At 41.9% G+C, this 12361-nt stretch carries 12 protein-coding genes; 3 read left to right on the top strand and 9 right to left on the bottom strand.

Translation table 11 applies throughout. The features are described 5' to 3' along the window. Positions 1-9: 9 nt before the first annotated feature. From E2P86_RS14310 to E2P86_RS14280, 7 genes are all read right to left on the bottom strand, one after another. On the bottom strand, positions 10-2277 hold the full coding sequence (locus E2P86_RS14310; RefSeq protein WP_085474259.1) for a multicopper oxidase domain-containing protein: 2268 nt from the start codon (positions 2275-2277) through the stop codon (positions 10-12). A gap of 4 nt (positions 2278-2281) precedes the next feature. Then, complete coding sequence (locus E2P86_RS14305; protein WP_085474258.1) at positions 2282-3151, bottom strand: DUF3347 domain-containing protein; 870 nt, start codon at positions 3149-3151, stop codon at positions 2282-2284. An 89-nt stretch (positions 3152-3240) separates the two neighbouring features. Next, a complete protein-coding gene (locus E2P86_RS14300; RefSeq protein ID WP_085474257.1) occupies positions 3241-3636 on the bottom strand; it encodes a hypothetical protein in 396 nt (131 codons plus the stop codon). A 34-nt stretch (positions 3637-3670) separates the two neighbouring features. Continuing rightward, entirely contained in the window at positions 3671-4930 is a 1260-nt protein-coding gene (locus E2P86_RS14295; protein ID WP_085474256.1) for a serine hydrolase, read from the bottom strand. Beyond that, complete coding sequence (locus tag E2P86_RS14290; protein WP_085474255.1) at positions 4915-5409, bottom strand: dihydrofolate reductase; 495 nt, start codon at positions 5407-5409, stop codon at positions 4915-4917. The genes E2P86_RS14295 and E2P86_RS14290 overlap by 16 nt, the downstream gene beginning before the upstream one ends. Positions 5410-5436: 27 nt before the next feature. Next, positions 5437-6258 (bottom strand): thymidylate synthase, encoded by an 822-nt coding sequence (locus tag E2P86_RS14285; protein WP_085474441.1) that lies wholly within the window; start codon positions 6256-6258, stop codon positions 5437-5439. A gap of 217 nt (positions 6259-6475) precedes the next feature. Beyond that, a complete protein-coding gene (locus E2P86_RS14280; RefSeq protein ID WP_085474254.1) occupies positions 6476-6967 on the bottom strand; it encodes a hypothetical protein in 492 nt (163 codons plus the stop codon). Positions 6968-7124: 157 nt separating this feature from the next. On the opposite strand from E2P86_RS14280, the gene mtaB reads away from it, so the two are divergent. Next, a complete protein-coding gene (mtaB, locus tag E2P86_RS14275) occupies positions 7125-8438 on the top strand; it encodes a tRNA (N(6)-L-threonylcarbamoyladenosine(37)-C(2))-methylthiotransferase MtaB (RefSeq protein ID WP_200811828.1) in 1314 nt (437 codons plus the stop codon). Positions 8439-8487: 49 nt separating this feature from the next. Here mtaB and E2P86_RS14270 read toward each other — a convergent pair whose 3' ends face one another. Continuing rightward, entirely contained in the window at positions 8488-9396 is a 909-nt protein-coding gene (locus tag E2P86_RS14270) for an EamA family transporter (RefSeq protein ID WP_085474252.1), read from the bottom strand. A gap of 124 nt (positions 9397-9520) precedes the next feature. On the opposite strand from E2P86_RS14270, the gene E2P86_RS14265 reads away from it, so the two are divergent. Both E2P86_RS14265 and E2P86_RS14260 read left to right on the top strand, forming a co-directional pair. Further along, the gene (locus E2P86_RS14265) at positions 9521-10081 is read left to right on the top strand and encodes a C40 family peptidase (protein WP_085474440.1); all 561 of its coding nucleotides are present in this window, start codon (positions 9521-9523) and stop codon (positions 10079-10081) included. 175 nt (positions 10082-10256) lie between these two features. Further along, a complete protein-coding gene (locus E2P86_RS14260; RefSeq protein WP_134433591.1) occupies positions 10257-10673 on the top strand; it encodes a hypothetical protein in 417 nt (138 codons plus the stop codon). 308 nt (positions 10674-10981) lie between these two features. Here the strand turns inward: E2P86_RS14260 and E2P86_RS14255 are convergent, their stop codons facing one another. Then, a complete protein-coding gene (locus E2P86_RS14255) occupies positions 10982-12295 on the bottom strand; it encodes a mechanosensitive ion channel family protein (protein ID WP_085474250.1) in 1314 nt (437 codons plus the stop codon). Positions 12296-12361: the final 66 nt, after the last annotated feature.

Raw genomic sequence — 12361 nt, 5'->3', positions numbered from 1 at the left:
TTCGTGCTACTAGTAGGTAAAACTTAAGCCTATCCCATATCCCATATCCGTATCATAGTGTGTTCGTATGCTCCATAGACGTGTCATGATGTAGCTGAAGTCCACCATGTACTCTTTGTCCGTGTTTACCATAAAGCCTGCTCGGAGTCTGTTTGATATGGGAATATCCTCCCGCATAAGTTGTAGACGTAGATTCCCATCGTGGTATACTTCAGCTTGGAATACAACGAGCATAGGTAGGGTATATGCGACCCCGGCTGTGAACATCGCTCTATTATCTTTGCTGTTCTTTTGCCCAAACATATTTTTTTCAACTTCATTGTGTCCCATGCGTCGGTATCGCCAGTCAAAACCAATAAAAGGCATCAACCATTGCATTTTTCCAATGTAACGTCCTAAATGAGTTTCCACTTCGTAACCATGTTTTTTGTTGTAACCCAATCCCCATTCAGATTGTAGTTGCCACCTTGCATTATGAAGCATGGCCATCCCATCATTACCATTGGATGCAAAGTCGTTTCGAAACATGAAATGTGGCATATTGCTTTCTCGCTGTAGCATTTTGTAAGCATGTTCTTTGTTGGGAAGACGTGGATTTGGAGGTTGATTTTCGGTGCTGAATACGCGATTCATGCCGGCCATCATGTGGTACATAATGTGGCAATGGAAAAACCAATCGCCATGTGTGTTGGCTGCAAATTCAATGGTGTCGGTTTCCATAGGCATAATATCCAGCACATTTTTTAAAGGGGCATAGTCGCCTTGGCCATTTATCACCCGGAAGTCGAAACCATGTAGGTGCATAGGGTGGCGCATCATGGAGTTGTTATAGAGCACAATGCGTAGGACTTCATCTTTTTTGATCAGTATTTTGTCTACTTCCGATAGGACGCGGTTGTCCATGCTCCATACGTATCGATTCATATTTCCTGTTAGCTCAAAGCGCAGCTGCCGAACGGGAGCGGCTGGGTCTAATGTTGTTTTGTGCGTGGCGCGTAGCATGCCGTAGTTCAAGGTCACCATATCTGTTGATGAAGTGCCATGTCCAGCATGTTCGTCGTGGCCATTAGTACTATTCGTTGCTGCGGTTTTCTCGTTGTTGTGCTGACTGTGGTCTTCTGCTTTCTTGGACTTTGTTTCTGGGCCAGATATTTCAGGGTACATCACCGTGTTCATGTCCATTTGCTGCAAGCTCATCTTCATGCCCATATCTTTCATGTCTCCATTCATCTTCATCATGTCGTTCATCATCTTCATCCCTTCAAAATACTTGAGTTTCGGTAGAGGAGCATGTAGCTGTTTTTTACCGGCACCAATATAGAGGGAAGCCGACTTGGTGCGATCTTCCGCAGTAGCAAGAAATTCGTAGGCTGTTCCCTCTTCGGGAATGGTGACAACGATGTCATAGGTTTCAGATACTGCAATGAGTAGGCGGTCTACCTCTACGGGTTCCACATCATTGCCGTCGTTCGCAACGACCGTTATCTTTCCGCCCGCATAGTTCAGCCAGAAGTAGCTGGAAGCACCGCCGTTCGAAATCTGTAAACGAACCTTGTCGCCCGCTTTGAATTGGGAAAGCTGTTCTTCTGAAGCGGCATTAATGAGGAACCGTTCATAATAAATATCACTCACATCCATCGCCAACATACGCTTCCATTCGTTGGTCACTTTGGTTTTGAAATGCCCTTTTTTGATGGCTTCCGCATAACTCTGTACACTTCCTTTTTTGATTGCAGGATAATCATTTGCATTGTGCAGCATGCGATGTACATTGTCGGGGTTCAAGTCTGTCCATTCGCTCAATACGATAGGAACACTCGGCAGATCATCGATCCCTTTCCGAAAGGTCGGATCGCCGGCGCGCTTTTTGAAAATTAAAGCACCATACATACCAATCTGTTCCTGCATGCCGGAGTGGCTATGGTACCAGTGCGTGCCATTTTGGATAACCGGAAATCGGTAGATGAAAGTTTCGCCAGGCGCGATTGGTTTTTGTGTTAACCAAGGTACGCCGTCCTCGGGATTCGGAAGGAAGACGCCATGCCAATGCAATGATGTTCCTTCTTTTAAGCGGTTATGCACGACAATCTCGGCAGTGTCGCCTTGTGTGAAAGTCAATGTGGGCATTGGAATCTGTCCATTTACGGCGACGGCTCGGCGTTCTTTGCCGGTAAAGTTAACGGTAGTGTCTGCGACATAGAGGTCGTAGCGCACCACTTTCTGGGCATGCAGTGTTAATACGCATGCCCAGAAAAATAGTGTTGCAATATATCTCATTAGCCTATTTCTTGGTGATCGTTTCTACTGTTGAGCCACAGGTTAACATTTTACTGCCGTAATACGGGTTTTTTATAGCTTGTTCTGTGCTCAACCAATTGGCTCCTTTTCCATTGGCATACATCGGACAATGTTGGTAGTAGATCGTGTTTCCAACACTTGTTTTTTGTAGGATAGGAAATAGTATATCTGACAGGAGGGCAAAAGTATCCCGTTGCTGACTGATGTTTTTAGCTTCAACAATTTTAGCGGTAAGTGCAGTGATATCTTTCTGCGTACGCATCCATAAGGTATGAGCATCATCAGAGAATTCGTCCATTTTCACAGATTGAAGGGCTTGAGCAAGATCTTTTGCCTTAGCGGTCGCTTGTTGCGTGTTGTCTGCAACCAAGGCATTTTTTATAGCAAAGTAGCTTGTGAGTACGTCTTCAAATGTGTTGCCTGATGTTGCTGTATGTTGATCGTGGTCTGTTGACGGACTATGCGTGGAACCGTGGTTTTGATGTGCGTCCTTCGCCATTACATTACGCTTAGGTTCCCGCTCGTATTTGCAACAACCAGGAAGTGCGTTATATACTTCATCAGGTGCTAGGAATGCTGCATTGTCGTAACCTACTAACGCTATTTTTTTTAAAATATCATTTTTATTGGTCTTTTTGTTGTCAAACGTAATGCTTGCGAGTTTGCTCGTACGGTCCCATTTGGTTGTGGATACATTGCCGCTTGAACCTGCCTTTTCGATCGTGTTTTTGCACATGTTGCATAGCCCTTCGACTTTAACTTCGATTGTTTCAGCATTTTTTATTTGTGCGAATGCACGACTGTTTGCGTGGATGGCCATAAAGGTCAACACCACATATATGATTGATTTCATTTTTCTATAGATTAAAATATAACACAATAAGGTAACTCATAAAACATACTAATTGTTTATGAGCCACTATAAATAGATTGTAAAATAGATTAAGCTATACGCGGAGGAATCCAAACGTTGTGGTTCAGATTTTGGTAAATAGGATATATATACAAAGGTAAATCTAGTCCACTTTTGCTTGTTGAATAGATCTGCAGTTCATACTGCATGTGCGCAAAAGTACTAACCACACTGTGGCACATATTGAAACAATGTTGCGGTGAACAGTCGTGGCTGTTATCAGTGTTGCTTTCTTCACCGTCGGCATGTTTATGATGATCACGTTGACAGCATTCTGCTGTACAGTTGCTAGTCTCTTTCTGGTGTTTTGTCGTCTGTTCCTGCTGATGGGGGGAGTTGTTCTGGTCACCACAAGCCATAGCTTGCTCCGGAAAGCTAAAGTAGCTAATCAAAATAAGCAATATGGTTATTATTCTCCCTGTCATTTGCGGTGCGATAACCAAAGTTAAGGTTTTATTCTTAAAACTTAAACTTTTCTAGGTTGGGTTTGTGTTTCTTGACTCTGTTTTGTTCTTCCTGATACAGGATCTGTCCTAAATTTTTCAGGAAAGGGTAAGTAACAGTTTCATAGCCATAGATTCCATCGTTGTAGATGCCATCGTCGTTGGATTGTATGACGACCGCCACCATGAATTCTATTCCTTTTTCGAAATCAACAATGTAAGCGTTATCAATATTGTACCCGTAAGAATCCCCGTATTTATTGAAACTACGAATCGTTGTAAAACCATCGATTCCTTTATCACGGCCAAAGTATACAAATTTGCTATAAGTGGGCCAAAACTCTTCCGGATTGTATTTCGGGAAATCTGTTTCTTGTGGCGAACGCGACATGTATTTGTAGAGGAAGGCGTAATCTTCTTTTTTGAGGTTGAAACGTTGTTTGATTGGAAATGCTTCTGGAAAAAGTAACTTTTTGAGAATCAGTTGTTGATCTGCCAGAGCATATACATTTAACCCTTCGAAGCTCCAAGGCTCGTGAATGAGGTTATCGTTGGCATCGGTATATCCGATGCCTTGCACTGTATTTTGAAGCCATGGCATGGGATAGTCATTTGCATCATATTGTGCAGGTTGACTGTAGATGTTTTTTTTGCCATTGTAAAAGGTAATGGGATTGGTGTGCTTGGCCCAGATACCTTTATCACCAATAGCTAGTCGATTAACAATTCGGCTGTGCTGTGTGCCGTGTTGTTTGAGTTTACGATTGATCTCTGCGCGGCCTACAAATTCGAATAATCTGTTATGTCCGTCATTGTCGGAGGTGAGCAGAACTTTTTTAATATAGTGTTCAATAGAAGGTAAACCATCTGCTGCCGTTGGATCCGTTAAGACCTTTGTTTGTTTTTCGTATGCCGAGTCTATACGTAGGGACGTTTCTTTCGTAAGCCCTTTGATATTCAGTTCGTTTATCTTTTCAAGGGCGAAGATTGCTGTAGGGAGTTTGACGGTACTCGCCGGATAAAAATACCACGTCGGGTCTAGGCGATAAGCAAAACTAGTAAAATGTGGTGTGTTATGCTGATCCCTGTCGATCCGTGTATAAAGAATCTGAACTTCATTTTTTTGCGGATGCGCCAATACATCACCGAATAAATCGGGATGTGCTTGGAGCAGGCTGTCCAAGTAGGTGTTATTCATCGTTTGGCCCTTAACGCCCACAGCGAAGAAGATAGAGAGGGATACGGTCGAAAGTATCTGCTTTATTGACGCTCCCATACTTCGAAAGTAAAATCATATGCATGTTTTTCATCCTTTGCATGTTGTTCCTGACTCGTCAATTTCCATTCTTCAGGGGATAGTTCCGGGAATACTGCATCTCCTTCGATTTCTGTATGTACGCGTGTTAAGAGAACCTTTTGCGCCATCGGCAGCGTCTGTTTATATAGGTTTGCACCACCGATAATAAATATTTCGCGTTCGTCACGGCAGTAGCTCAAAACTTCATCTAAGGAATTGGCTACATCGACTTCCTCAGCCAGCCAATCTTGGTTGTTTGTTAACACTATATTTCGGCGATCTGGCAATGCCTTACCAATAGAATCATAGGTCTTTCTGCCCATAATAATACTGTGGTCGAGTGTGTTCTTTTTAAAGTATTTAAAGTCATCAGGTAGATGCCAAACCATTTTGTTGTCTTTTCCGATGACATTATTAGTAGAAGCCGCTACGATAAGGGTTATCTTAAGATTACTCATTTTATATGTAATGTGTGCAGTAAAAAATTAAATAGCTACAGGCGCTTTAATATGTGGGTGGAATTCGTAGTCGAACAACTCAAAATCTTCGAATTTAAAGTCGAAAATATCGTTCACCGCAGGGTTTATTTTAAGCTTTGGCAAAGGCTTAGGGTCGCGGCTTAGCTGAAGCTCTGTTTGTTCAAAATGGTTGCTATAGATATGTGCATCACCAAAGGTATGGACAAAATCGGCTGCTTCCATATCGCATACTTGAGCAACCATCATCGTGAGAAGTGCGTATGAAGCGATATTGAAAGGGACACCCAAGAAAATATCAGCACTACGTTGATACAGTTGGCAAGATAACTGCGGTTTTAGTATGCCTTTTTCGGGCTGCGCTGGAGCGACATAAAACTGAAAGAAGGCGTGACATGGCGGAAGTGCCATATTTTCGATTTCAGCGACATTCCATGCGGAAACGATAATCCGTCTGGAGTCGGGTGTGTTTTTGAGCTGCTTAATAACTTGCGCGATCTGGTCGATATGGCGACCATCGGGTGTTGGCCAGGAGCGCCATTGCGAACCATAAACGGGACCTAGGTTTCCGTTTTCGTCGGCCCATTCATCCCAGATACTAACGCCATTGTCTTTAAGGTATTTGATGTTGGTGTCTCCTTTTAAGAACCAAATCAATTCGTGTAAGATCGAACGTAGGTGTAGCTTTTTGGTGGTAACCATGGGAAAGCCTTCCTTGAGGTTGAAACGCATCTGATAACCAAATACACTACGTGTTCCCGTCCCTGTCCGGTCTGTTTTGTCTACACCATTTTCGTATACGTGCTTTAGTAAATCTAAATATTGTTTCATGATTCTATTATTTTTTGCCTCCCTGTTCCGTGTCATCCAGAGCCTATGGGAGGAGGGTTATTCGATACGAAGATAGTACATTCTTTTAAAAGGTATGTCGCCCTAATGTTTATTTATACGCTGATCCAAGTTATTGTTTTGTTATTCAGTACTGACCTCGGTTTTCAAGTCGAATTGATGGGCTTTCGTCCGGTTTATCTTCGTTAACAATTGGAGCCTAAAGGCAGGTCAATAACAAACATGCAATCTGTTCCATGGTGTAATCGCCCTGGATGCGATAAAGAACCGGTGCCCAAGCACCTTCGCCTAGTTTTATAGTGCCATTTTCTATGACATATACAACCGGATTGCTTAAGAAGGTCCCTTCGCCAACGCGAATCTGATTGCCATCAACGGTGTAAATAACCTTGGAAAAGAAGCGTCCGTCCCCTTGCTTGATTTTACCTTTCTCTATCGTCAGGATAGGTTCTTTTCGGTTTTGCCAGCGATCGAGTTTGTACATCATGTTTTCCTCAAATTTGTAGATTGGCTCCCGGAAGGCGCTGCGCTCTTCCCGATAAACGAAACCTTGATCGAGGACCAGGAGCGGCTCCCGCATGGTTCTATTTTCTTCCGCATATATTCTGACCGGTTGTGGTACCTGTGGTTTGACTTGTGCCTGTACAAATAATGTACTCCATAGGGCAAGGATAGTGAGGGTTGTTTTCATTATAAATGGGATGTTAGCCTGTACAATATCTAAAAAATAAAGGACATATTACATCCTTTAAACAGGATGTACCGCATTATGTTCTGTCTCATGTTAATATCACAATTCTACATAGTCTTATATTCTAGGAGTTTTTATGTATTTTTGCAAAATTGTTATGAACAAAAAAGTTGCTTTTTATACTCTAGGATGTAAGCTGAATTTTTCAGAGACATCTTCTATAGGTCGATTGTTTAAGGATGCAGGCTACGAAACGACGCCGTTCAATAGCGCTGCAGATGTGTATGTTATTAATACCTGTTCGGTTACCGATCATGCGGATAAGAAGTGTCGCAAGGTGGTGAAGGAGGCGTTGAAGCATTCGCCAAATGCATATATCACTATCGTAGGTTGCTACGCGCAGCTAAAGCCACAAGAGATTGCGGAGATCCCTGGTGTTGATATGGTGCTTGGTGCGGCGGAAAAATTTAATATTATTGAGCACATCAACGATCTGACGAAGCATGAAAAAGCAGTTGTTCATAATGCACCGATTGATGAGACCAACCAGTTCGTATCTGCATATTCGATTGGCGACCGTACCCGTACTTTCTTGAAGGTGCAAGACGGATGTGATTATTCGTGTACGTTCTGCACAATCCCATTGGCACGTGGCGCTAGTCGTTCTGGAAAGATTGAAGATATTGTGCGTCAAGCGGAAGAGATTGCCGCATCCGGTGTAAAAGAGATTGTGTTGACGGGTGTTAATATTGGTGATTTTGGCATCCGCGACGGAAAGCGTCAAGATAAGTTTTTGGATTTGGTGAAAGCGTTAGATGAGGTGGATGGAATTGATCGTATACGTATCTCTTCCATTGAGCCTAATCTATTGGCAAATGAGATTATTGAGTTTGTGGCGCAATCGAAACGTTTTGTTCCGCATTTCCATATGCCATTGCAATCTGGGAATAATAAGGTCCTTGCAAAGATGCGCCGTCGTTACAAACGGGAGCTTTATGCGGAACGTGTAGCGAAGATCAAGAGTTTAATGCCGGATTGTTGTATAGGGGTCGATGTTATCGTTGGTTTCCCCGATGAATCGCGTGAAGATTTCTTGGATACCTATAATTTCTTGAATGAGTTGGATATCTCGTATCTACACGTATTCACTTATTCGGAACGTGAGAATACGATTGCTGCACAAATGGAAGGCGCGGTTCCTGGAGCACAGCGCAGTGACCGTAGCAAAATGCTCCATATCTTGTCGGAAAAGAAGAGACGTGCTTTCTACGAATCACAGCTGCTGAAGGAAGGTGAAGTGCTTTTTGAAGGGGATGTGAAAGATGGGTATATGCACGGCTTCTCGAAGAACTACGTGAAAGTACGTAGCCTATACGATCCACTATTGGTGAATGAAATTATTCCGGTCAAATTTACTTCGATTACGGAACACGGTGAAGTGGATATTGAAGAGATGGCTGTTGGTTTGTAAGGAACGCAGACTCGAACTATCGAGAGTCTAGCCACGGTGGATGGGCTTGTCACGGTGCGCCTGTGGAAGCATCATCCTTTTTTAGATTCAATATTACAACAACGGCTAAGATTAATGCAACTCCTACGAATTGCAATGGCGTAACAGCTTCGTGCAATACAAAAAAGGACATGCATACCGCTACGGGCAATTCCACGGAGCTAAGAATACTACCAAGGGAAACACCCGTTTTCGGCATACCGTATGCGAAAAGCACGGGAGGTAGTACCGTTCCAAAAATAGAAAGCAGCAGGCCGTATTGCCATAGATTGGAGAGGGTATCGATTTGAAGGACCGAGAAGGGGCGTAAAAGTGTAAAAACCAATATGCACGCGCCCGATACCATCAGTGCACTCTTATATAAAGGTGGGTAATCATTACCTACACGGCCATTAACAATAATAAAAACTGCATAGGCGGTAGCTGCCAAAAGGCCATAACCAATTCCCAAAAGACTGATCCCGTTAATATCGTGTTCAAATAAGCCCGTGGCTAAGAGTGTACTGGCTAGAATAACAATAATTCCCCATATATTACGCTTGCTGGGTTTAGCCTTAAAGACTAAAAACTCGATTAGTTGCCCGATCCAAATATATTGCATGAGTAAAACGATCGCGAGTGAGGCGGGCACCAGTTGTACACATTTGTAATAGAGAATACTTACAGCACCGGTGGAAATGCCACTAATCAACACTTTCCACTTTGATGTTTTTGACGGATATTTCGTGAAATATGACTTATTGAAGATAAGAATAATACCTAACAGAAGCCATAAAAAAAGCATACCAAAGAGTGCCTGAATGCCTGTTACTTCGCCGAGATTGAAACCTAATGCATACGATTTTTTGACAAAGGTGGATAAGATACCGAAACTCGCTGCACCCAAAAAAACTGCGATAACCCCTTTTGTTTTTTCCATGATAATATTTGGTGCAAGTTACAAAATCGCGATTAAACTTGATGAAAGGTTTTCTTTTGGTTAAGTTTGTTATATGTACTTTATCCGTCGAACCCCTTACTTAGCGCTGCTTAGCCTGTTTTTTATGGTTTTGCTTCTCAGCTCCTGTGGTAGTAAGCGAAAGGTTGCGCATGGAGGACGAGGTACGGGGCGACCAATAACAGAGGGACGTGGGACCGCTGTTCTGACCGATGCAAGTGATGCTCGTGGTAAAGTGCTCAATGCTTCAAAAATGGATAATTATGCGTCCTTGTTAGGTGTTGATGTGCGAGATTTGGACAATAAGCAGTTGTATCATTTTATTGATGACTGGATGGGTTGTCCACATCAGCTGGGAGGAACTCAAAAGTCGGGTGTTGACTGTTCTGCCTTTGTCAGTATACTTTTTCAGCAAGTTTATCGTAAAGATCTGCCGCGTACCTCACGCGATATGGGAGAGCAGGTAAAACGTAAATATGAACGTGAATTGAAGGAAGGTGATTTGATCTTCTTTTCATTCGGAGGGAAGACCATTGACCATGTTGGTGTTTATTTACGAAACAACAAATTTGTTCATGTATCGACCCGAAAAGGTGTGATTATCTCCAACATTAAGGACAGCTGGTATTATAAATATTTTGTCCGCGGCGGTTCGCCAAAAATCTAACATTCAGATTACATAAGCATCCGAAATGTGAAATTCAAGTGCTGTATTGTTTTCACATATTTGCGTATGTTTGCACATATTTTAATGTACTATGAGTAAAAGAACAAAAACCATCTTCCTCGGTTTGTGTATTATCGGGTCATTTTTTATTTACTGCGTGTTTTACTACTCAAACATGTTGAAGAATGCACCTTTCCGATTTTCTGATTTTGAATCTATTTCGATCCAATACGGCTTACAGGACTCCATGTTGAACACCTACAATACGGCGACGCAGGAGTATCAATACATCAATAAGAATAATCAGGTTGTTAAAGAACGATTGAAGTTGTCTGACGATGACTTACTGTTCTTGCACCGTAAGGCAATGGAAATGGGCTTTTGGAATGTAGATAATGATATGACGACCCCACGGCAAGATTCGACGGAAGGAGCTAAAGTACCTCGTTATGTGCTGGAGTTCAAATATAAAGAGAAAAGTAAGCGGGTGACATTAGATGCAGATTACCCAGGTAATCAAAAAATGAAGGATGCAGCCAAGACAACCATTGAGAAGGTGTTAGACCGGATCAATGTTGCTTACGCCAGGTAATATAAGAGGCTTGCAACAAATAAGAGTAAAAGAAAAATTTTGCTGTTATTTAATAAGCGCCTAATACTAACTTAATACGAGAACAGCACCTTTGTGTTAGAGTAATTTTTGTTCATAGTGTTATGGTTAATGTTAGGCCTGTTGTGAAATATGCCAAACCAAGAATTTGTTATTCATACAAACAAATGAGAAAAGGTTATCGTGTTAGGGATAACCTTTTTCTTTTTATCTAATTATCTAACGCTCTAATTTTCCAACTCCTCACCAACATATCATCCTGTCGAATTTGGAGACCGCTAAATAACATTCTATTTCTCTAATTCTTTAACCTTATTCATCACCCCGCGGAGATCATCGGATGCAGGTAATTCAAAAACCTCTAAGTGGAAAAACTTTATTGCTGCGAAGAGGTGGTCAAATATATCCGCCATTACATTCTCAAAAAAGGTCCATTCGGTACTTGTCGTAAACATATACAGTTCCAATGGTAATCCATGTTCATCGGGTGGTAGCTGTCGTACCATAAGCATGCGGTCTTGGTGGATATTAGGATTGTTTTGCGCATAACGGGTTATATATGCACGAAAAGTACCTACATTCGTTATCCGCCTTCCATTAACCATAACACGCGGATCGTTTTGCGTCTCTTCATTATAAGCTGCAATCTCTTGCTGCCGCTCCTCAATATAGTCCTTTAAAAGCTTGATTTTTTTTAATTCATTGATTTCTTCATCTGTTAAGTAACGAATCGAGGATATCTTGATACTGATTGCACGTTTGATACGTCTACCACCAAACTGTTGCATGCCTCGGTAATTCTTAAAGGAATCTGTTAAAAGTGTATGCGTGGGAATGGTCACAATTGTTTTGTCGAAGTTTTGAACTTTGACGTTGTTCAAGTTAATTTGAAGGACGGTGCCGTCCGCTCCATATTTTGTCATTTCGATCCAGTCTCCAACGCGAACTGAATCGTTTGCCGATACTTGTATGCTGGCTACAAAGCCGAGAATGGTATCTTTGAATACAAGCATAAAGATTGCCGATGCTGCTCCTAAAGAGATTAAGAACTCCCATGGAGAAGAGCCTGTTACAATCGAGAAAACGAATGTTAAGCCTATAAAAATAAGGAATATCTGTACGACTTGTAAATAACTGTCTAGGGGTTTATCTATGAAGGCGTTTTTCTCGCGTAGAATATCCCGCAGAGTTTTTAGAAAACCATTGATCAATCGATAAATAACAAAAACGATAAAAATTGTTACGGTTTTAAAAATGAAGGACGACCAAATAGGGGAGTCTATAAATACAACAGGTAAAAGCTGTTGTGCAATCATTAACGGAACAATATGGCTCAGATTATCGAGTACTTTGTGTTCTATCAATAAATCATCCCAAAGTGTTTTGGTGCGTTTTATGATATTCACAAAGAGCGATCTCAGGATCTTTCGAACGATAAAGTCAACGATCAGGAGTCCGACTGTAATAGCAATTAGGAGAAGGAAAGAGGTGACGAACTGAGCTATTCCACCATGAAGTCCCGTTTTTTCTACATAATCTAGTGCCCAATCAAAAATCTTACTGTTTCTTTTTGCATCTACTACGATAAAATCTTTGTCTTCCATGTCTTACAAACTTAGAAAAAGTTGTTCGGAATACCAATTTGTGGAAAAGTGGAATCGCTTTACACA

This window comes from Sphingobacterium psychroaquaticum, from assembly GCF_004421025.1.
Lineage (GTDB): Bacteria > Bacteroidota > Bacteroidia > Sphingobacteriales > Sphingobacteriaceae > Sphingobacterium > Sphingobacterium psychroaquaticum.
The sequence above is the reverse complement of the archived record's forward strand: the minus strand, read 5'-3'. Positions and strand labels throughout refer to the sequence as shown.

Excerpts from the sequence above, each read along its gene's own strand:
- E2P86_RS14290 (WP_085474255.1), bottom strand. The coding sequence starts at position 5,409 with ATGAGTAATCTTAAGATAACCCTTATCGTAGCGGCTTCTACTAATAAT.
- E2P86_RS14280 (WP_085474254.1), bottom strand. The coding sequence starts at position 6,967 with ATGAAAACAACCCTCACTATCCTTGCCCTATGGAGTACATTATTTGTA.
- mtaB (WP_200811828.1), top strand. The coding sequence starts at position 7,125 with ATGAACAAAAAAGTTGCTTTTTATACTCTAGGATGTAAGCTGAATTTT.
- E2P86_RS14300 (WP_085474257.1), bottom strand. The coding sequence starts at position 3,636 with ATGACAGGGAGAATAATAACCATATTGCTTATTTTGATTAGCTACTTT.
- E2P86_RS14285 (WP_085474441.1), bottom strand. The coding sequence starts at position 6,258 with ATGAAACAATATTTAGATTTACTAAAGCACGTATACGAAAATGGTGTA.
- E2P86_RS14295 (WP_085474256.1), bottom strand. The coding sequence starts at position 4,930 with ATGGGAGCGTCAATAAAGCAGATACTTTCGACCGTATCCCTCTCTATC.
- E2P86_RS14305 (WP_085474258.1), bottom strand. The coding sequence starts at position 3,151 with ATGAAATCAATCATATATGTGGTGTTGACCTTTATGGCCATCCACGCA.
- E2P86_RS14260 (WP_134433591.1), top strand. The coding sequence starts at position 10,257 with ATGTTGAAGAATGCACCTTTCCGATTTTCTGATTTTGAATCTATTTCG.
- E2P86_RS14265 (WP_085474440.1), top strand. The coding sequence starts at position 9,521 with ATGGTTTTGCTTCTCAGCTCCTGTGGTAGTAAGCGAAAGGTTGCGCAT.
- E2P86_RS14270 (WP_085474252.1), bottom strand. The coding sequence starts at position 9,396 with ATGGAAAAAACAAAAGGGGTTATCGCAGTTTTTTTGGGTGCAGCGAGT.
- E2P86_RS14255 (WP_085474250.1), bottom strand. The coding sequence starts at position 12,295 with ATGGAAGACAAAGATTTTATCGTAGTAGATGCAAAAAGAAACAGTAAG.
- E2P86_RS14310 (WP_085474259.1), bottom strand. The coding sequence starts at position 2,277 with ATGAGATATATTGCAACACTATTTTTCTGGGCATGCGTATTAACACTG.